This window comes from Aliiglaciecola sp. NS0011-25 (genome assembly GCF_040370605.1).
In the GTDB taxonomy this organism is placed as follows: Bacteria; Pseudomonadota; Gammaproteobacteria; order Enterobacterales; family Alteromonadaceae; genus Aliiglaciecola; species Aliiglaciecola lipolytica_A.
Map to the genome: position 1 here is coordinate 109,637 of NZ_BAABWR010000014.1, position 20,976 is coordinate 130,612.

Genomic DNA, 20,976 nt, shown 5'->3' on the forward strand with positions numbered 1-20,976 from the left:
CTCAAATCGATGTTTCACCTATCTCAAATGCATTTTGTTTTTTTATTATTATTATTTTCATAAAAAGCAATGACAATGTGACGAACTAAGGTAGCTAATATGCCCAATTTAAGTGCACTGTACAAGTTCTGAGTGACTTCTTTACCGTTTAAATAACAAATATTTACATTTTCGTTTAAAAACCGTTCTAAAATACTGGTTTAAAAAGTCAGGAACATGCAAATTGGAAGTGATGGTAGTTAAGCGCCATGTCACTTTGCGCAACCTCAAAATTTAGATAATGTAACTTGCTTGATGTTTAAACGCCGTTAAATCATCGATCTCTTTGCCATCTGCTGGAATATCTTCCGGCTTATTTTTATCTCCACAACAATATAGTACGAGGGTCCCAACATTTGCAGGCGCTATCAGTAGTTGACAGAAGGTCTTGATGTCGTCAAAGGTTAATGAAAAAAGGGCTTTTGCTATTGCTGTCTGTAAATTAAACTCAAGGTCTTGGTTACCAATGGCAAGCCATAACCTTTGTGCTTTAGCGGTTAGATTGGTGTCATTACCTTGCAACTGTTTAGACACGCTGGTTCTAACGTGCGACCAAACTTCTTCATAGTCATCTATGCTTGCAGTGATTTGTGCAAGGAAACTCTGTATTTCAATCAAAATTTGTTTCGCGCTGAAATTAGGTGATTGTGCATAAAAAACCATGCCGGGGTGTTGATTAAGGGGTAAATAACCACTGCCAACCAAGTAACCTAATTGTTTTTCATTTCGAATTTCATGAAAAAAGGGTGAGGCCAATAGCTGTTCCACTAAAATGGTTAACGCAACATCTTTAATTGAGGCTGTAGGTGTTTGTAAATAAAGCACTACTGCAGAATCTGGGTGTTGACTCATTACCTGATTTTTATAGTGAATAGTATGCTTTAAATCAACTACTTCACGCTTTATTTGACTTCCCGTTTGACTAGGTTTAGGCATATCTTTCAATCTACTTGCAAACTGCTTAGATTGTTGCATTGTCCAATTGCCAAACACAAACGCCTCAACCGAGTAATTTTTAAATAATTGCTCTTTGAGCCAGTAGATATCTTCTATTGTGGCATTTTCAACCAGTGGTAATAATTCTAGTGGCGCATAAGTAAAGCGCTGAATTAAGCCTGAAAGCCGCGAAAACAAACGGTTAATCGGTTTATTTAATAGTGAATTTTGTAAGTTTTGAAGTTGTTTGTGTTTTACCTGTTCAAACAGCGGTTTTAGATCAACGTCGGCCATCACTTGATTTAAAATATTTATACTGAGTTCAAGTTGGTTGTGCGAAAAACCATTTGTGTGAATAGAAAAACCACCTTGATGCGCATACAAATGATAATGCAACCCAGCAACACCGGCATGGTAAAATTGGTCGTTTAAATGCTCCACCATCAATGCAACCCATAAACGCTTGTAGGCCGAAATTTTGGCCCCTTGGGTAACTGCCTCGCAATCAAACGAAATAAAGCAATCTCCTTTGGGTTGACTAAACAGTGAATCCTGCGCAAACCATACCTGTAAGTTTTGCTCATGCAAAATTTTGCTAGGTAAGAGATATTTGTCATCCACGTCTACCAGTTCACAGGATTCTGTTATGTATGGATTGGGGGGAGGCAAATGAACGTCATCGAGGTCGCTAGGTGTCGACAGTGCTTTTAATAAATTCCCATCTATAGATTCAATCGCATAAGGGGTTTCGTACCAACGTGCAACTTTGTTTGTTTGCACGTCTTTACTGATTAACTTCAAGCGCATATTCTCTGGACTCATGAAAGTTAAGCAAGTCTCAATTGGTTGCACTGAAAAATCGGTAATTAAATAATCACCTGTTAAAATATCGGCTTCAGGGTAGTGAAACATTAAATTGGAAAATTGTACTGCGTCATCTAAGGGTTTTGCATTTTCGATGTGGTCAAAAGCCAATTTTCCTAAAATGGCTTTCTCTTTAATGCGCCATTCGTCAAGTGCATTATTGCGAATGAGCTTGAGGTAATAAAATAGACTATTTAGCACTTCTGAAATATTGTCTTTGCCGACTTCAGTAAGTTGTAAATTGACATTAAAATCTTTGAAGCCAGTTCCATTGATGCCGCCTCCAGCACTTAGGTTAGTCGCCCAATTCATGCGCTTATAATGCGTCAGTAGACTACCTTTACCCTCATCCCCTAATAAATGACTAATAAATTCCAGTGGTTTTGAATCACAATAATGTTGCATGTCTGGTAATGCGAAACTAATTATTAAGCGGCGCGCATCTTTGATCGGTTTAATACTTATTTTGACACCCAACTGGTTTGGCAAATACAAAGGTGGTGGCGTGGGGCGCTCAAAATCACTACCAGATTTGATTGTGCCAAACCTGTCTTCTACACATTTTTGTTGTTCTTCTAAAGACATGTTACTGACAACACATAAGGTCATATTGTTGGGTATATAGTGCTTTTTATGCAGCTCAATTAGCGCACTTTGAATTTTTTCTATGGAGTGCGCGCAGAACGTTTCTCCGTTACCCACTGAAAATTTACTAAATGGGTGATTTGGATTGCATGTTTCTTTGTGTACTTGGTAGAGGCGTCGTAAATCGTCATGTATTTTTAAGTTGAACTCAGCATCAATGGCTTTTATTTCTTTGTCGATTGCCTTTTTGCTAAATAGCGGGTTAAACAGCATGTCAGCAAACCGCTGCAGCCCCTTTGGCAAATATGTATGTGATACATCGAAATGGTAATTCGAAAATTCCGTGCCGGTATAAGCGTTAACACTGCCGCTATGGGGCGAAAGGAATTTATCTAAGTTGTCTGCATCTTGAAACATCTCACTGCCATTAAATAGCATATGTTCAAGTAAATGGGCTAGGCCATGAATATCAGCCGGATCATCAAAATGTCCGGCTTGAACGCACACTGCTGCTGCAGATTTTCGACAATCAGCATCATTCACTAATAATACTCGCAGGCCATTGGCAAGTGTAACCTGTAGATAGGCCCGTTTGTCGTTTATACTTAGCTGCAACTAGATCACCTTCTTGGAAGTTTGATAACAAGCATAACTCAATAAAAATTTTTTTAAATAAACTGGCTGAATTTGTTTATTAAAAAATGACGAATTGGAAAAATGAAAAAGTAGAAACGAATTGAACCTGTTTATTTTTCGTGCTTAATTATTCATATCGACTTTAAATCTCAATAAATGAGTAGTTAACTTACCCTTAACAGCTATTTTGTCTAAATTAAAAAATAAACCTCTAAAACATATCGTTTTTATTGCATTTCGACTCTACTATATGAAATTGAATTCAGGCAATATTGATATTCATAACAATCTGCACAATAGTTTGTGTTGAAAGCTCTCGTAATATGGACCAATTATGTACATTTTTGTGATGCGCCATGGTGAAGCCAAACCATCTTTGCAAAATGATCAATTAAGACCGTTAAATGACTATGGTATTTCTCAGGCTAAGCAAAGTGGGAATTGGCTGCAATCGTTTGCAGAAGAGTCAAAGGTACCACTAAGCCACGCCATGGTGAGCCCATTTGTAAGGGCGCAACAAACATTTCAGCAAGTAAACCTTGCGACAAAGATTGTTGATATACGCTCTAATTCAGATTTAGTGCCTAGCGGCAATTGTCAGGCATTACATTATTCTATTGACCAATTTGCTGAACAACACCCAAATGTTACTGGATTGCTTTTAGTTAGCCATATGCCATTTGTCAGTTATCTGGTTGATGAGATGTGTGAAATAGATGAATTGAGAATGTTTTCTACCGGTACAATTGTTTGTATTGACTATAATGTTGAAGAGTCGAAAGGTCACATCGTTAAAACATACACCCCTAAATAATATATCTGCTAAATTCCGCTTCAATATCCTACAGTTTTTGCGTTTTATTCCGATAAAAATCTGAGGGGAGGCCTATGTCTAGTAAAAGTTTACCTGCTTACTTACAGCAGGCATTGCAGCAGCACGTGGAACAATCGCAACTAACTCATGATGATGAGTTGGAGAATATTTACGTGCGCTTAGCAAAACTTAACGAAAACGTAGAGAAAATGAAGCAAGCCATCCTACTCAAGCGTGCACAAAAACAATCTTAATACGGAAAGTAATTTTACGCGCTAGGAAAATTTACGGTTAATTCGTGTCTTCTTCAGGTGGCATGCTGTAATAAGCTGGTAATACTCTCACGGTTTTCACCATGTTATCTTTAATTTCAATAACCTCTATAGGATAACCATAAAGACGAACACTGATGTTTGCGTCTGGAATGTCTTCTAAGTGCTCTAATATAAGTCCATTTAGTGTTTTTGGACCTTCGGTCGGAAAATGCCAATCCATTTCTTTATTCAATTCTCTAAGGTTAGCACTGCCATCAACCAAGACACTGCCATCTTGTTGAATATTTGCTTCTTTGGAATGATCTGGCGCAATACTAGTGGTGAAATCACCAATAATTTCTTCTAGGATATCTTCAAGTGTGACTAAGCCTTGTATATCGCCGTATTCATCAACGACTAAACCAATTCGTTCTTTGGCCGCTTGAAATTGATACATTAAGGTGTGCAGAGGTGTTGATTCTGGAGTGAAGTAAATTTCTCGCACTGCACGCAACAGGCTCGCCTTTGTAAATTGATCTTTAGACAACAATCTTAATGCGTCACGCATGTGAACAAAGCCAACTGCATCGTCAATACTGTCTCGATACAACAGCACACGAGTGTGTTGTGCGTTGACTAATTGGCGCTGAATATCCTTCCATTCGTCATTAATATCAATCGATACAATTTCACTACGTGGGATCATAATGTCTTCAGCGGTAACTTTTTCTAAATCTAAAATACCGACTAGCATTTCTTGGTGCTTCTGAGGGATCAAGGCACCGGCTTCATGCACAACTGTGCGTAGCTCTTCTCGACTTAAATTTTTACCATCATTGTTGACCGGATTAACCCGCAACAACATTAATAATCCATTACAAATTCCGTTGATAAGGTATACCAAGGGATATAACAGGAACATTAGGGGTAATAGAATAATCGAACTAGGGAAGGCAATTTTCTCAGGATACAGAGCGGCCACGGTTTTTGGTGTGACTTCAGCAAAAATCAGAATCACAAAGGTTAAACCGAAGTTGGCGATGGCTAAACCCCAAACATCACCGAACAAACGCAAGCATAAAATGGTTGCTACAGATGCAGCAGCAATATTAACTAGGTTATTGCCAATCAGGATCAGGCCAATTAATCTATCCGGTCGCGATAGTAACTTGGTTACACGAAGCGCACCTTTGTGGCCTTCATTTTCAAGGTGTTTCAGGCGATATCGGTTAATAGACATCATTCCTGTTTCAGAACTTGAGAAATATGCAGAAAGAAATATCAGAATGCCGAGCAGAGTTATTAACGTACTCGTCGAGATGTCGTCCAACTAAATTGTTCCTATATTAAGGTTCAGGTATGAATGTATGTTTATCTTCATCAGTATTCAAGCTGAATATTTAAATACTTCACGAGCCAAGTATAACTTCTTTCACAAAACGACTACCAAAATAAGCCAATGTTAGTAAGAAAGCGCCAACTAAGGTTGCCGATATAACCGGTTTTCCGCGCCATCCCCACTTGTGATGACCTATTGCAGTAACTGAAAATATTATCCACGCGATTACTGACAATATGGTTTTATGCGCTTGTTCTTTTGCCCACATATTATCAAGAAATACGAAACCGCTGATCAATGATAAGGTCAAAAGTATGGTTCCAGCTAACAATAATTTAAAAAATATTGTCTCAACTGTCATCAAAGGAGGTAGCGAAGAATGCAAAAGAGATGTTTTTTTCTGTTTTAGACGTTCATTTATATAAGCCAATTGAAGGGCATATAAAACCGCAATAATTAGACAGCCATAAGCCAGAAGAGCCAAGGTAATATGAATCACCAAGTCCGGTTGCAGTTGAATTTGCATGATATGTACTTCTGGGATCAACGCACCAAGCAATACTATTAGGGCAGAAAAACCGAATACAACAGGCATTAAAATCGCGGTAGCCAAAGCAAATGATGCGACCGTCATAGTTACTGTTACTAACCAAGCAATTAATGACGCAACATTGAGCATGCTCATATTCGCACCTGGAGCTTGATTGAGGGCTTCAATTAACAGATATAGATGCGTTGTTAAGGCTAAAAAAGCCGGTATTATCATCAGTTTAGGGTTCGGACCTTGGTGATGAAATAAGCGAGAGGTTACCCAGCCTGCGGCGAACAGATAAAAAACGATGCAGACAATTTGTATTAACACTTTTAAAAGCCCTATGGTAAGTAGTAGTAATTCAAACAGTTAGAGTTAGAAAACGGGATAAGTTTACCGTATATATTAGATCAGCCCAAATAAATCTTCTTAATAGTAAGGTTCTTATATTCAAATACATTAGGTATAATCCTGACTATCAGAAATAGGAAATAATAGAATTATGTTTGAGAACCTCACAGAACGTTTAGGTAAAACGCTTAGAGACATTAGCGGTAAAGGCCGATTAACCGAAGATAATATCAAAGAAACTTTGCGTGAAGTCAGAATGGCTTTACTTGAAGCTGACGTAGCTTTACCCGTAGTGCGTGATTTTGTTGCGCAGGTTAAAGAGCGCGCAGTGGGTACTGAGGTTACTAAAAGTCTTAAGCCTGGACAGGTTTTCATCAAAATTGTCCAATCTGAACTTGAATCAGTTATGGGGGCCGCTAACGAAAGCCTCAATCTAGCGGCGCAGCCTCCAGCGGTTATTTTGATGGCCGGTCTTCAAGGTGCGGGTAAAACCACCAGTGTCGGTAAGCTTGCAAAATACCTAAAAGAACGTGAAAAGAAAAAAGTCTTGGTGGTCAGTGCCGATGTTTACCGTCCAGCGGCGATTAAGCAACTGCAAACCCTTGCCGAAGATTTAGATGTGGGCTTTTTCCCATCCAGTTCACTGCAACGTCCTATCGATATTGCCAATGCCGCAATTGATCACGCTAAAAAGCAATTTTTTGATGTATTGATTGTCGATACCGCGGGTCGCTTACACGTTGATAATGAAATGATGGGGGAAATCAAAAACCTCCACGAAGCGGTAAAACCAGTCGAAACCTTGTTTGTGGTAGACGCCATGACGGGACAAGATGCAGCCAATACGGCTAAAGCTTTTAATGAAGCGATACCGTTAACTGGGGTGATTCTGACCAAGGCTGATGGTGATGCTCGAGGTGGTGCAGCATTATCGGTTCGTCATATTACCGGTAAACCAATTAAATTTATTGGTATGGGCGAAAAGCTCGATGCCTTAGAACCTTTCCACCCTGAGCGAATTGCTTCTCGCATATTAGGGATGGGGGATGTACTGAGCCTTATTGAAGAAGTTGAGCGCAAAGTTGACAAAGACAAAGCGCAAAAACTGGCCAAGAAGGTTCAAAAAGGAAAAGGCTTCGATCTGCAAGATTTTAAAGAGCAGTTAGAACAAATGCGCAACATGGGTGGCATGATGGGCATGATGGATAAATTGCCTGGCATGGGTAACATGACTGCGCAAATGAAAGAAAAAGCCAACGACAAGCAGTTCACGCAAATGGAAGCCATTATTAATTCCATGACTCCTGGTGAACGTCAGCGTCCGGATATTATTAAAGGATCACGTAAACGTCGCATAGCCCAAGGCTCTGGAACGCAAATTCAAGACGTCAATCGCTTGCTCAAGCAGTTTATGCAAATGCAAAAGATGATGAAAAAAATGTCCGGTGGCGGCATGAAAAAAATGATGCGTAGCATGAAGGGCATGATGCCACCAGGTGGTGGAATGGGGGGACCTGGTCCTGGCGGTATGGGCGGAATGTTCCCACCCAAGCGTTAATTACCTTTCGTTTTTAAGCTGGAGGAATATCCTCCAGCAATCTGTGTGAATATCAGCAATAACAATTAACTCTTATCACAGCTGTTAAATATTCATTTCGCGCTAATTTCATATCTAGCCTTTTTTCACCGAAAAATACTGTTTGATGCTTTAAATCCCCGTTTACATTTTGCTTCGTTTAGCGGCCTAACAAACCTTAAAACTGTCACCCTTTTTAACACTTTGCCAATTGATGATTTGCAACCTACTAATAACGAAGGTAAAAAAAATTGGCTGATTAATTGCTTGTTTTTTAATCACCATTTAACCCAGGATAATATTATGAAAATTAAATTCATGATAAAGATCTCTTACGTGCTACTTCTTTCTACTTTCTCTTATTTAGCCAATGCTAGTTTCATGTTTTCAGCAACCTTGGAAGGGGAGCAGGAAGTTCCATCCATTGTAACCACAGCCTCTGGCATGGCGATGGGGGAGCTTAGTGGAATGTCAGGTTCCTATGTATTTAACTATCAAATAGATTATATGGATTTAAGCTCGCCAATTATTGATATAGCTGGTGGTGGACATTTTCACAACGCACCTCTGGGGGCAAATGGAGGAGTGATTCACCTCTTTGACACTGACACTTTTACTTTTCTCGGGACAACCTCAGGCTCAATTATGGGCGACTGGCGTTTCGATGATGTCACCAACCCGCTTACCGATGCTCTAGCTGAGCAACTCATGGCTGGTAATGTCTACATTAACTTACATACTCAAAACTTTAATGGTGGTGAATTGCGCGGCCAATTAACCGTAATGCCTGAGCCGGCAACGTGGTTTTTATTCGTGACGGGTATGTTATTTGTAATGAGTCGCAATAAAAGGGGTTGTTAGCTAACTGTGTTGATGTACAAAATTAGCTAAATTATTAAAAGATGGGGGGGAACCTCCATCTGTAGTTTTTTAGCTGCTTAGAGTCAAAACACCTAAGTTTAACCATTTTCACCACTAATTTATTCGGCAAATTGTATTCTGGTATTACGACTAAATTTCGTCTCAAATAGCAATTTAATCCACAACGGAATAAATACATAAGATGAGGTCACGTCTATTGCTGGTTTTTGCAGAACAGCAATGTTAATTTTTTTCGCTTTAGTTGGCATCCTGTCTGCAGATTGAATCTACTTCTATTGTTTGTACAATTGAGCACCGCGTAACAGATTTCCTCTTATATTGTTATGGTGCTGCTGAAGATTACTTAAAAAGGAGGAGTTACTATTTCATGTTAAATTTAATCGGTATTACCAATAGTTTTCGGATCAGTGGTTTAGTTGAAGATGCCAAACAGATTGATGCTCAACTGCATAGGGTTTTCACTGCATGGGGTAAACTCAACTTTTATTCCACCACCAGAGACGCCTATTATGCCATTTTGTTGGCAGAACAGGGGGAAATAGCCTGGCCAATGAGTTATTAGAAACTGTCGAGGTGAAGGATTATTATTTGATGGAAAATTTAAAGTATTTGCCTAGTCATTACCAAATTACCCAGACATCTGCTTATCAAGAAAAGATGAATACGTATGAACAATTACTTGAAATAGAGCGAACTGAGTTTAAACAGCGCTGGCAAGAGCTTGGGTTAGACGTGTTTTCCGAGGCTAATTAAACTGCGTTTTAATCACTCTTATTTCATGTTTATTCTGACAGTTTTTAATATTCACGGTTAATTGTTTAAATATTAGCATTTTTAAGCCTTTCTTAGTTGCATTCCTAAGCCATATCAGTATAATTCGGCGGCCTTGATTTTCGGTGTCTTTGACATTAAAGAGCAGGGCAAACAAGTTAACAGTAACGCTATTACGAGTTTGAGGCATTTATATGGTTACTATTCGTTTACAGCGTGGTGGCGCTAAAAAGCGTCCATTTTATCAAGTAGTGGTTGCAGACAGTCGTCGTGCACGTAACGGCAAGTTCATTGAGAACATTGGCTTTTTCAACCCAACTGCACAAGGTCGAGCAGAACGTCTGCGTTTAGATCTTGAGCGTGTTGAGCATTGGGTAGGACATGGTGCAACTTTGTCTGACCGCGTAGCTCGCTTGGTAAAAGATGCAAAAGTCGTAGTTGCGTAAGCACTACAGAAATTGAGGTATAGATGAGTCTAGCGTCTGACACAATAGTGATTGGCAAAATCGGTGCACCTTATGGTGTGAAAGGTTGGGTTAAAATCACTACCTATACTGATGAAACACAGGGTGTATTTGATTATTCACCATGGCTTTTGGGCGATGGTAAAAAAGAATATATCGTTGACCTCTGGCGAACGCACAATAAAGGCGTTGTCGCGAAACTGGTTGGGGTGGAATCTCGGGATGATGCTGAAAGTATCAAAAATCTGGAGATTTTCATTAAAGCTGAACAGCTACCTGAACTGGCCGATGACGACTATTACTGGCGAGACCTAGTCGGCATGCAAGTGGTAACTGAAAGTGGTTATGATTTGGGTGTAGTGAAAGAACTGTTTGAAACTGGTGCTAACGATGTGATGTTAGTAAAAGCCAATTCAAATGATGCTTTTGGTCAAAAAGAACGCATGTTGCCATTCTTGCGGGAGCAGGTTATTAAAGTGGTTGATATGCAGGCGAAAACAATCAAGGTTGATTGGGATCCAGGGTTTTAAATGAACCCACTAATGATAGATCAAGAGCCGAGCTCTTGTGAACTTCGTTGGTTTGGTGTGGTAAGTCTGTTTCCAGAGATGTTTAACAGTTTTACACAACAAGGAGTGACAGGTCGAGCGGTGAAAAACCGGTTGTTAGCAGTAGAATTCTTTAATCCAAGGGATTTTACTCACGACAAACATCGAACTGTTGATGACCGTCCTTACGGCGGTGGTCCTGGCATGCTAATGATGGTTCAGCCATTAACAGACGCAATACACGCTGCCAAGAAAGCAGCGGGTAAACAAACTAAGGTGATTTACCTTTCACCTCAGGGAAAGAAGTTAGACCAAGCCGGCGTGAAGGCATTGTCTGAAAATGACAGTCTGATATTTGTAGCCGGTCGTTATGAAGGTATCGACGAACGAGTCATACAGTCACAAGTCGACGAAGAATGGTCGATTGGTGATTATGTGCTTAGTGGTGGAGAACTTCCAGCGATGGTGCTAATGGATGCGATATCGCGATTTGTGCCAGGTGTGTTAGGGCATGAACAGTCAGCAGAACAAGATTCGTTCACTGACGGTTTATTAGATTGTCCTCATTACACTCGGCCAGAAAGTTTAGATGGTCGTAATGTTCCTGAAGTGTTATTAAGTGGAAATCATCAAAAAATCAGGCAGTGGCGGTTACAACAGTCGCTAGGGAGAACCTGGCTACGACGCCCTGAATTGTTAAATGACCTAGCTCTGACTGAGGAGCAAAAACGACTATTGGATGCATTTCAAAAATCGTTTTCGCAGCAAGATGACAGTTAATCTAGGATGAGAGGATATGATGAGCAAAATCAGTCAAGATATCATCAAGAAAATTGAACAAGAACAGTTAAAAACTGATCTTCCGTCTTTCGGGCCGGGTGACACAGTTGTTGTTAAAGTACGAGTTAAAGAAGGCGACAAAGAGCGTCTTCAGGCTTACGAAGGCGTTGTAATCGCTAAGCGTAACCGTGGCCTACACTCTGCATTCACTGTACGTAAGATCTCTAACGGCGAAGGCGTTGAACGTGTTTTTCAAACACACAGCCCTGCAGTTTCTTCTATTGAAGTTAAACGTCGTGGTGCGGTACGTCGAGCTAAGCTTTATTATCTTCGTGAGCGTTCAGGTAAATCTGCACGTATCAGAGAAAAGCTTAACTAAGATTTTAATTAATGCGTTATTGTTAACTTGTGAAAACCCGCGAAAGCGGGTTTTTTTATGGCTGCTTGTTATTCTTGGAGCAACTTATTCAACCTTAACATTTTATTCATAATTTCAAATCACAGTGTAAAAGATTCTCAAGCAGGCCAAAGATTTTGTTCAGCCAAGCTTCAGTTTTTTCAAGTTATTATTCTAATTGTATGATTTACGTCAACATTTGAAAAAAGAAGCTAACTTATAATGACATTGGTATAGATTCTGCTTTTTAACCTCATAGTTGATTATTTATATGCAAGTTATTGGCAATAAAGTTGAAAAATTATTTAGTATTTTCACTAACGGAGACCAGAATGAAAAAAACACTTCTAGCAATTACCCTTTCAAGTTTGATTATCAGCGGATGTGCTTCTAATGCCAACAATGCTCAGAAGGGCGCGGGAATAGGGGCTGTGCTAGGTGCGCTAGCCGGAAAAGGTACTGGCGACAATGATAAAAGCCGATACGTATGGGGAGCAGCTTTAGGCGCTTTAGCAGGGGGCGCTATTGGTAACTACATGGATAATCAGGAAGAAGAGTTCCGTGATGAGTTGGCACAAAGTGGGGTTGAAGTGTATCGAGAAGGCGACAGTATACGTCTTGCCATACCAGGTAATATCACGTTTGAAACAGGCAAAGCGTCAATTGTTACCAATTTCTATCCGGTCTTGAATGATGTCGCTAAAGTTATCAATCGCTATGAAAAAACGCGTTTGAGCGTTGAGGGGCATACTGACTCAGTGGGCGATGCCGCTTATAATCAACAATTATCGATCCAAAGAGCCAATAGTGTCGCAGCATACTTAGAATCAAATGGCGTAGCTACCAGTCGTTTGCAAACCTTAGGTTTTGGCGAGTCTCAACCCATAGCCACCAACGACACGGCAAGCGGTCGCCAACAAAATCGTCGAGTGGAATTACGGATTATACCTGTGCAATAATAGCGGTACCTCCATAAGCGTGTAGATTTATGCTTTTATCTGTCTGTATAAATCTTTTAAACGGTTTCTTTTGAAACCGTTTTTGTATTTGCAATAAACTCACGCAGACTTATACCAATGAAACGATTACCACAAAAATGATGTATTTAGATAAAGATTGGAGAGTACTGACCGTTGGTGATGGTGATTTGTCTTTTTCCTGGTCTATTTTCAAAGATTTAGCGATTAAAAATGTGACAGCGTCTGTTTTAGACGACAAGGACACTTTAACCAGCAAATATAGTAAAAACCAATTAGCTAATTTACACGCTCATGGTGTGAAGGTTTTGCATGAGTTGGATATCTGTAACCAGAGTAGTTTTTCGAGCAGTCTACATCACGCTTTCGACCTGATTATATTTCAATTTCCGTTAATCCCCGCTTTTTCTAATAAAGCCGAATTCGATACCAAGGGAAAGTTACATAAAAACACCTTAAATAGATTACTTATCTGGCGCTTTTTACAACATAGTTTTGATTACTTTCTTGATCCAAAAGGAAGGCAGTTAGCTTACATCACTTCCAAAGATGTAAAGCCGTATTCCCATTGGAATATTGAAAACTTAAACCCAGTGCCGGAACAAATCAATTTTTTAGGGTACATGACATTTCAGCCAACTGATTTTCCCCGCTATCAACTACGCAATGTCGATCGCGATAAAATCCTCAAGTCTACCGCTAGCAAAACCTATGTTTGGGGAAGTAAAAACATTGATTACTCTGAACTTAATTTAACCCCAAGTTCAAAACATCAAGCGAATTGTTGTTCTTTATGCGGTAAAGGGCCATTTTCTGCTGATAAAGATTGGCAAGAGCATTGTTCATCTTCATTCCACCTTCGTTTAGCTGGTTATGAACAGCTTTGGCAATCATATCTTAATCACAAAGAGCAAACACAAGGTTAGATTTGAAAAGCCGTGTAAGCGAATAGGGTGGGTGGTTTATGCTTAGTTATCATTGCCAATGATTCGAAAAAATGGGTGCCATCATATAGAGTGCTTATCAGTATAGAGGAAGTCGTGCGTAATGAATGATTTGAGCGAAAAACAGAAAATGTTAGCCGGGTTGGAATATTTCCCCAGTAACAAAGAAATGCACGCTGAGCGGATGCACGCTAAAACCCAATGTCATTTGTTCAATCAACTAGAACCAAAAGACTATAAACAGGGAATGAAGTTGCTCAAAGCGTTATTTGGAAGCTGTCATAACTTTTGGATAGAGCCGCAATTTTATTGTGATTATGGCTACAATATCCATATTGGTAAGAATTTCTATGCCAATCATAATGTCGTCATTTTAGATGCGGCCCCTGTGACTATTGGCGACGATGTTTTACTTGCTCCTAGCGTATTAATTTCTACCGCTACTCATCCTAAAGATCCGCAAAAGCGCAAAAAAGGAATGGAAACAGCCAGCCCTATTACCATTGGTAACGGAGTGTGGATAGGCATGGGCGCTAAAATTTTGCCTGGAGTAAACATCGGCGAAAATGCCATTATTGGCGCCGGCGCAGTTGTAACTAAAGATGTTGCAGAAAATACCACTGTGGCTGGCGTGCCGGCTACAGTTATTGATAATAAAAACAATCAACGCGATTAATTAACTAAAAATTCGTTACTAAACAGCGAGAGAGAGCTAAATGCAAGAAATCATCACAACACTCGAAAATAATGTTTTAACCATGACCTTTAATCGCCCAGCGCAAAAAAATGCTATCAATCAGCAAATGTATGCTGAGTTGGCAAAAGGGTTAGAAAGAAGCTTAACCGATGATGAGATTCATTGTGTTTTGATAAGTGCTGAAGGTAACACTTTTACTGCAGGAAACGATTTAAAAGACTTTTTGCAGATGGAAATGACTGATGCCACACCAGTACAGTTGTTTTTGCGCGGCCTAGCGAAGATGAATAAACCATTGATCGCTGCAGTAAATGGACAAGCCATAGGTATCGGTTTAACCATGTTATTGCATTGCGATATTGTTTTGGCTTCAGAATCCGCTTCTTTTATAGCCCCTTTTACCAAGTTAGGGTTAGTGCCTGAAGCAGCATCATCTATTTTGCTGCCAAGTATTGTTGGCCATGCAGTTGCGAATGACATTTTACTGGCAGGTCGAACTCTCAGTAGCGCTGAAGCACTGAATTTTGGTCTAGTTTCTAGAGTGACTACAGATGATAATTTGGCGACTCTTGCTGCCGAGTTAAGTCAGCATATAGCTAGCTTACCTATTAAGTCGGTGATGAAAAGTAAAGCCCTCATTCGTGATCCGCAACGCAGCGAGATTCAGACGCAAATGGCTAAAGAAAGTATTGAATTCGCTAATCAATTAGGCTCCGATGAATTTAAACAAGCAGTAGCGCCTTATTTTAAAAAGAAATAAGGCCAAATCGTCATTTTTGGGGCGCACAAAGTTGGCAGGCTAAATATAGTTGAGAATCAATTTTTTGTGGTGTTAAATGGCATAGAATTCGTGTTTTATTCCATCATCAAGTGAAAGAATATTTTGTGGCAAAACCAAGAACTGCTGGATACGCTCGAAGATTTATTGCTTGCTCGTAAACGCGCTATTAGCGAGTACGATATTATAACTTTACTACAGCGTCCTCCTTATTCAATATTTGACAAAAAGGCTCTCAGGGAGCCTCTAACGCTCTTTCGTTGTCATTTTATATTGTTCCATCACTTATACTTGTTGCAAGAGCGCTGGTTAAGACAAGGGCATGGAATGTTGCGAATCAATGTAAGTACAATAGTGCTATCCCCATTGAACAATACTAGCTTATCGATTGACAATTCTGATTCCCTAAAAGACTATTATTTGGATTGGCAAAACTTCGATTTGACGTCAGAAAATGACGTGCAAGAAATGTTGGCATCATTTTGGACGCAGATGAAGGTTAGCTCTGCGCATGTTAATCCCAAAGATAAACATACGGCATTAACATTATTAGGGCTGGAGGCTAATTATGATCTTACTAAGCTAAAATTTAACTATCGAAAAATGCTCCATCAACATCATCCCGATAAAGGCGGGGATGTGGAAACATGTAAAAAAATAGAGTGGGCATACAACCTACTTAAATAACCTTAAGACATAAATAAGCTGTACTGCAATTTTGTTTAATTGATTGTTAGAATTACCGTCAACTCGCTAGGAATATCAACATCAGTTCCGAAATAGCCCAAAGCCCCTTCGTTATTTTTTAGATATTCTACAAGTTCGGCTTCGGAACCAACTTCTTTAGGTTCTTTTTTGCGACCAGTAAAGCGCATCTGTGCCCAATAAGACTGAATTCGGGACTCCGTAAGGCCGATCACTTTTGTATTAAATATAAGTCGCGTCTCATTGTCTGGAGAAAGGGCAATGGCGTGCAAATCATAGGGAATCGCGCCTCCCATAAATAGATTTCTAATTTGCTGACGATTAAGTTGAATGGATTTATCTGAGGTATTGGCGACAACAATAATTTCTTTTGCTGAAGCCTTGTGCACGCAGCTAAATAAGGTGATCAGAATAAGAATGAGGTAAAGTTTCATTAAAACACCCACTCAATACCCAGTTGGTATAAAAGCCCATGGCCATCAAATCCACCTAAATCTTTCACTGCATAATCATTGCTAATATTCTCTTTAGCTTCTACGAAGGTCATTTCAGCTTTGAAAGCTAAATTGGCGTGATAATCCCAACGAATTCCAACTTTAGTACCTTCTGCCTTGTCATCAGGAAAGGCTGCTAAAACCGCTAAGTAAGTGGCAGCGAGTGTATCTAAGTCCGGTGATATACCAACAGGGATTTCGTTACCAGGGTGATCAAAGTGCAAGTTCTTTTTACTGTAAGATATGTACGCTGTGTATGGGTAGAAATTATAACCAACAGAGATGTAAAAACTATCGATGTCAGCCACTAGGCCACTTTTTCCGTTAAATCTCGATATTTCACTGCGTATAAAATAATCTACATTCTCATAATTGGCGCTAAAGTGATAAAGTTGAATAATACCGCTAGCGTTCAACCAATCCGCACTGTTATTAAATCCCAACTGGCGCAACAGTTGGCTAAATTCGCTAGCTTCTGATTGTTCAATGCTGACATCCCCCTGGTTGAAAGATGCTCGCACGGTAAAATTGTTGTAATACACGCTTGCATTGACACCAAAAAGACCAATTACCTTGGTGTTGATTTCTTGGCTATTTAAATAAATTTTGTCGTCAAATCGCCCCCAGTAACCCTCGTAACTAATTAACCAGTCTTTTAAGGTAAATTCATAGTTAGCTAGCAGACCATCGAAAGTTGAAAAGAAAGCCGTGTCATAAAATTGTTGTGGTAAGGTCAACCAAGGATAAGCAAAGCCCACATCTAAACTGTCACTATAATTAAAAAACGGAATGCGTTGTCTGCCAAGTTTGACTTGTAAAGCATTGCTGGGGGCATAGGTGAGATAAAGCCACTCTAAACCTGAGTTACGCTGCTCATCGGTAAAACCGACAACTTGTCCTGTAATGGATATTTCATCGTTTAATAAGTAATCGGCTTGAATGCCTAATAAAGATTGTTTATCCAAACTAACACTGTTGTCGTAACCGACGTATTCAGCGTTTTCATCATCAAGGTAGCCTAAAATTACTCGTGCAAACCCGGAAAATTGGAGTTTTTCATTGCTTTGGGAAAGGGCAGGCGAACTAAAACCGAATAACATGGTGACGATACAAAGTGTGATTTTTACAGTTGGGACTTTCAAGTTAAGAAACATTCTGAATAGGAAATATAGTTACCTATAAAATACTCTGCTAAAAGCCAGAGTCAATAAACATAACCACTTAAATTCTAATAAAAATATAAAATTTGGCATTTGAGCTCTGAACAGCAACAAATTAGTATTTTTTCTTGAGTTTTGCTATTCCTCTAAGAAATTAAGAGAGTAACTTATTAGAGTGTAAAAAGTGGCTAAAGTAGCTTTCATCTAAAGGTTTACTTAACCAATATCCTTGTATTTCATCACAGCCCATCTGGGTTAATAGATCAACTTGTTCACTCTCTTCTACACCTTCTGCTATTAGTGTCACCCCCAATTCATTGCCAAGCTCTATAACACTTCTTACAATTGACTTGTCTGCTTTATTAAGGTGCATATTACGCACGAATGACTGATCTATTTTGAGTTTGGTTACGGGGAAAACCTGTAAGTAACTTAAACTTGAGTAACCGGTTCCAAAATCATCGATAGCTAATTTAATGCCCATTTGGTTTAGCTGATTTAACGTGTTTATGGTATCGGCTTCTTTATTAAACAGTACCCCTTCAGTTATCTCCAATTCAAGATTTTTGGCGGCCAAGCCACTGCTTAACAATGCGCGTTTAACCATTTTTACAAAGTTTGGTGCGGAAAATTGTTTGGGTGATATATTCACCGCAATAACAATATCTTCAAATCCCATTGCGACTATGTGTTGGGCTTTTTGACACACACTCGTCAGAATCCAATCACCTAAAGGTAAAATCAAACCGGAATGTTCAGCTAAGGGAATAAATTCAGAGGGCGAAATCCATTGTTCATTTAATTGCCATCGAATTAATACCTCTGCCCCAATGATTCTTTTTTCTTTTAGAGAATATTGGGGTTGAAAAAACAACAGGAAATGATTGTCTACTATGGCTGAACGCATCGCATCTTGAAGGCTGTTTTGTCGCTCTACTGATTTACCTAGCTCATTACTGAACATCATATAATCGGTAAATTCCTGACTTGCAGAGTTTTCTAGTGCAATACGAGTATTGCGGATAATTTCGTCTGCGCTTTTTCCATCTGATGGAAAACTAGTAAAACCATAATCAAGTTTGACAGAATGCTGTCCTGAAAATAGCTGGTTTTTTACCTGATTATTTATCGTTGCAACTATTTGTTTGACTGTTGCGTGGCAGTTACTTTTTTGAAAAACTAGCCCAAAACTCTTTTCAGTTAATTGGAATAAACGCACATTTTGATGTTTTTCTACACAGGTGCCTTGGAGTAAATCAGAAAGTTCTTTCATTACTTTGCGGCTGGTTTCAAAATCGTTGTCAGCCAACAACTTGGAGTATGAGCGAATCTCTATTTGACCCACGGTAAAAGTTAATCTTTGATCCACCATTTGCTCAATAACTTGTTTAAAAACATAATGGTTATCCAAGCCTGTATCGGGGTTAATTTGGGCTTGTGAATCACGTTTTTGTTCCTCAAGTTTACGACTAGAAATATTAACCATATTAATATTCCATTGCTTTGCATTAGCATGCCACAATAATTCGCAGTCAAATGTATGTTGATTAATTTTGAATTCAAAGTGTTGTTGTTTTTCGTCTGCTAAGGCGCTGTTTTGATAATCAACTAAGTTCTTCGGTAGCAGCGACTTAGGATCATTGCCTGGATACCCTAGTTCTTTTATAAATCCCGTTGCAGTGGTGTTCATAAAAACAACTTGGTTGTTTTTATCCAGAATAATAAATAAATTTGAGGAGTGTAGCGGATATAAAGCGAGGCCCTTGTTCAGTTTAGCTTTACGTATCCAAGGTAATAATATCTTCGCCAAAATTACAACTGCTACTACGCCTAAACTAACGAACAGTAGCGAATTGATTAACACGTTGGCCTTCCACAAAACCCTGTTAATGGAAGCTGAATTATTAGCGAAATTGAATTTGCCATTTAAAAGTCCTTTTTATTTGCTGTGAAAAATCTTCACCTGAAACGAATCAATAGGTTTCATTATTAAAGGTAAACGATCAGACCTCAAAGATCGAGACTTGAAGTGGATTTAATCTTCACAAAGTGGGTAAAATTACTACCTTGTGTTTATTTGCTGTAAATTACTTAAGCCCTAGTTTTGATCCTGTAAACCGTAAATTTTTGTATTATTTTAAAATCCAATTAAGTGCCTATTAACTCCCTTTTTTAGCGTATTCGCACAGCAATCAACCGAAATCACTGGTTTTAGTAAATTCTGGTTGCACTACCGTATAAAGGCTGGTAAAAAGTCAAGCCTGTTTTGAAAATTGATGTAAATATTGCTGTATTGAAAAGTTTACATGGGTTTTCTGGTTAAGTTTTTGCGTTTTTAGATGTAGGTAATCAAAGATAGTTATGTATAAAGATTTAGTAAATAATGTACACGTTAGCGCCGAAGACGTGCTAGTGACACCTGAGCAGTTAGCTCAACAGCTTCCAGTGAGCGCCAAGGCCCTTAAAGCAATCGAAGATTCCCGAGCGATTATCAGCGACATCATTCATCGTAAAGATCATCGCCTTTTAGTTATTTCCGGTCCCTGTTCAATTCATGACATTGAATCCGCTAAAGAGTATGCACTCAAGCTCAAAGAACTGCATGAGTCATGCAAAGACACACTATTTATTGTGATGCGTGTTTATTTTGAAAAGCCTAGAACTACGGTTGGTTGGAAAGGCATGATTAATGATCCGGCACTAGACGGCACATTTAATATCGAAGCCGGTTTGCGCAAAGCCCGTGAACTGCTGATTTGGTTGGCTGATTTGGAAATTCCACTTGCCACTGAAGCATTAGATCCCATTAGCCCACAATACTTAGCTGAGTTATTTAGTTGGTCGGCAATTGGGGCGAGAACATCTGAATCTCAAACTCACAGAGAAATGGCCAGTGGCTTGTCTATGCCGGTTGGCTTTAAAAATGGTACTGACGGTAGTTTAGGAATCGCGATTAATGCGCTGCAATCTGCTGCTTCAGGTCATAGTTTTATGGGCATCAATAAGCAAGGACAAGTCAGTGTAATTAAAACCCAGGGTAACCCTGATGGTCACATTATATTGCGCGGTGGTAAGCAGCCTAATTACGACTCTGTGTGTGTATCCGAATGTGAAATCGAATTGAAAAAGTCCAATTTACACGCTGGTCTAGTTGTTGATTGTAGTCATGCTAATTCAAGTAAAGATTATCGTCGTCAGCCGTTGGTAGCGCAAAATGTGGTTAACCAGATTTTGGAAGGCAATCAATCAATTATTGGTATCATGTTGGAAAGTCATTTACGTGCTGGCAATCAAAAAAGTGACGGCAAGCTACCGGGTGAGCTAGAATACGGCATCTCCATAACTGATGGTTGCATCGGTTGGGAAGATACTGAAGATTTGATTAATCGGTCTAGAGAAAAACTCATTACGGTATTGCCAATGAGATTAAATAAATTTAAAGATTCTGCTTAA

Annotated in this window: 22 protein-coding genes; 16 read left to right on the forward strand and 6 right to left on the reverse strand. The window is 39.3% G+C overall.

Annotation, left to right across the window (positions count from 1 at the left end):
* Positions 1-273: 273 nt before the first annotated feature.
* Positions 274-3,039 (reverse strand): insulinase family protein, encoded by a 2,766-nt coding sequence (locus ABWV72_RS13555; protein WP_353371143.1) that lies wholly within the window; start codon positions 3,037-3,039, stop codon positions 274-276.
* Positions 3,040-3,394: 355 nt separating this feature from the next.
* On the opposite strand from ABWV72_RS13555, the gene sixA reads away from it, so the two are divergent.
* Positions 3,395-3,874 carry a phosphohistidine phosphatase SixA gene (sixA, locus tag ABWV72_RS13560; protein ID WP_216048319.1) on the forward strand — a complete coding sequence of 160 codons (480 nt, stop codon included), beginning with the start codon at positions 3,395-3,397 and terminating at the stop codon, positions 3,872-3,874.
* A 74-nt stretch (positions 3,875-3,948) separates the two neighbouring features.
* Complete coding sequence (locus tag ABWV72_RS13565; RefSeq protein WP_216048320.1) at positions 3,949-4,128, forward strand: hypothetical protein; 180 nt, start codon at positions 3,949-3,951, stop codon at positions 4,126-4,128.
* A gap of 37 nt (positions 4,129-4,165) precedes the next feature.
* Here the strand turns inward: ABWV72_RS13565 and ABWV72_RS13570 are convergent, their stop codons facing one another.
* The gene (locus ABWV72_RS13570; protein ID WP_216048321.1) at positions 4,166-5,458 is read right to left on the reverse strand and encodes an HlyC/CorC family transporter; all 1,293 of its coding nucleotides are present in this window, start codon (positions 5,456-5,458) and stop codon (positions 4,166-4,168) included.
* Positions 5,459-5,537: 79 nt separating this feature from the next.
* Positions 5,538-6,329 carry a cytochrome C assembly family protein gene (locus tag ABWV72_RS13575; protein ID WP_216048322.1) on the reverse strand — a complete coding sequence of 264 codons (792 nt, stop codon included), beginning with the start codon at positions 6,327-6,329 and terminating at the stop codon, positions 5,538-5,540.
* 172 nt (positions 6,330-6,501) lie between these two features.
* On the opposite strand from ABWV72_RS13575, the gene ffh reads away from it, so the two are divergent.
* The 13 genes from ffh to ABWV72_RS13640 all read left to right on the forward strand — a co-directional run bounded on the left by ffh (position 6,502) and on the right by ABWV72_RS13640 (position 15,851).
* Positions 6,502-7,908 (forward strand): signal recognition particle protein, encoded by a 1,407-nt coding sequence (ffh, locus tag ABWV72_RS13580; protein ID WP_342804661.1) that lies wholly within the window; start codon positions 6,502-6,504, stop codon positions 7,906-7,908.
* 321 nt (positions 7,909-8,229) lie between these two features.
* Positions 8,230-8,787 (forward strand): CHRD domain-containing protein, encoded by a 558-nt coding sequence (locus ABWV72_RS13585; protein ID WP_216048324.1) that lies wholly within the window; start codon positions 8,230-8,232, stop codon positions 8,785-8,787.
* Positions 8,788-9,175: 388 nt separating this feature from the next.
* Complete coding sequence (locus ABWV72_RS13590; RefSeq protein WP_216048325.1) at positions 9,176-9,370, forward strand: hypothetical protein; 195 nt, start codon at positions 9,176-9,178, stop codon at positions 9,368-9,370.
* 29 nt (positions 9,371-9,399) lie between these two features.
* On the forward strand, positions 9,400-9,561 hold the full coding sequence (locus ABWV72_RS13595; protein ID WP_353371148.1) for a hypothetical protein: 162 nt from the start codon (positions 9,400-9,402) through the stop codon (positions 9,559-9,561).
* Positions 9,562-9,773: 212 nt separating this feature from the next.
* Positions 9,774-10,025, forward strand: coding sequence for a 30S ribosomal protein S16 (gene rpsP / locus ABWV72_RS13600; protein WP_353371150.1), 252 nt, complete (start codon positions 9,774-9,776; stop codon positions 10,023-10,025).
* A 23-nt stretch (positions 10,026-10,048) separates the two neighbouring features.
* Positions 10,049-10,573, forward strand: a complete 525-nt coding sequence (gene rimM / locus ABWV72_RS13605) for a ribosome maturation factor RimM (protein ID WP_216048328.1) — start codon at positions 10,049-10,051, stop codon at positions 10,571-10,573.
* Between the two features lie 12 nt (positions 10,574-10,585).
* Complete coding sequence (gene trmD, locus ABWV72_RS13610) at positions 10,586-11,371, forward strand: tRNA (guanosine(37)-N1)-methyltransferase TrmD (protein WP_502902146.1); 786 nt, start codon at positions 10,586-10,588, stop codon at positions 11,369-11,371.
* Between the two features lie 19 nt (positions 11,372-11,390).
* Complete coding sequence (gene rplS, locus ABWV72_RS13615; RefSeq protein ID WP_216048581.1) at positions 11,391-11,750, forward strand: 50S ribosomal protein L19; 360 nt, start codon at positions 11,391-11,393, stop codon at positions 11,748-11,750.
* Between the two features lie 350 nt (positions 11,751-12,100).
* Positions 12,101-12,727, forward strand: coding sequence for a YiaD family glycine zipper/OmpA-like lipoprotein (locus ABWV72_RS13620; RefSeq protein ID WP_303499108.1), 627 nt, complete (start codon positions 12,101-12,103; stop codon positions 12,725-12,727).
* A 137-nt stretch (positions 12,728-12,864) separates the two neighbouring features.
* Positions 12,865-13,671, forward strand: a complete 807-nt coding sequence (locus ABWV72_RS13625; RefSeq protein WP_303499110.1) for a Rossmann-like fold-containing protein — start codon at positions 12,865-12,867, stop codon at positions 13,669-13,671.
* Between the two features lie 121 nt (positions 13,672-13,792).
* Complete coding sequence (locus ABWV72_RS13630; RefSeq protein WP_303499112.1) at positions 13,793-14,365, forward strand: sugar O-acetyltransferase; 573 nt, start codon at positions 13,793-13,795, stop codon at positions 14,363-14,365.
* Positions 14,366-14,405: 40 nt separating this feature from the next.
* On the forward strand, positions 14,406-15,146 hold the full coding sequence (locus ABWV72_RS13635; protein WP_353371153.1) for an enoyl-CoA hydratase-related protein: 741 nt from the start codon (positions 14,406-14,408) through the stop codon (positions 15,144-15,146).
* A 123-nt stretch (positions 15,147-15,269) separates the two neighbouring features.
* Positions 15,270-15,851 (forward strand): DNA-J related domain-containing protein, encoded by a 582-nt coding sequence (locus ABWV72_RS13640; RefSeq protein WP_353371155.1) that lies wholly within the window; start codon positions 15,270-15,272, stop codon positions 15,849-15,851.
* A 35-nt stretch (positions 15,852-15,886) separates the two neighbouring features.
* On the opposite strand, the gene ABWV72_RS13645 is transcribed toward ABWV72_RS13640, so the two are convergent.
* From ABWV72_RS13645 to ABWV72_RS13655, 3 genes are all read right to left on the reverse strand, one after another.
* A complete protein-coding gene (locus ABWV72_RS13645; RefSeq protein WP_353371157.1) occupies positions 15,887-16,303 on the reverse strand; it encodes a hypothetical protein in 417 nt (138 codons plus the stop codon).
* Positions 16,303-17,463, reverse strand: coding sequence for a hypothetical protein (locus ABWV72_RS13650; protein ID WP_353371192.1), 1,161 nt, complete (start codon positions 17,461-17,463; stop codon positions 16,303-16,305). The genes ABWV72_RS13645 and ABWV72_RS13650 overlap by 1 nt, the downstream gene beginning before the upstream one ends.
* 214 nt (positions 17,464-17,677) lie before the next feature.
* Positions 17,678-19,213 (reverse strand): putative bifunctional diguanylate cyclase/phosphodiesterase, encoded by a 1,536-nt coding sequence (locus ABWV72_RS13655; protein WP_353371159.1) that lies wholly within the window; start codon positions 19,211-19,213, stop codon positions 17,678-17,680.
* A gap of 671 nt (positions 19,214-19,884) precedes the next feature.
* Here ABWV72_RS13655 and ABWV72_RS13660 point away from each other — a divergent pair.
* Complete coding sequence (locus ABWV72_RS13660; protein WP_216048336.1) at positions 19,885-20,976, forward strand: 3-deoxy-7-phosphoheptulonate synthase; 1,092 nt, start codon at positions 19,885-19,887, stop codon at positions 20,974-20,976.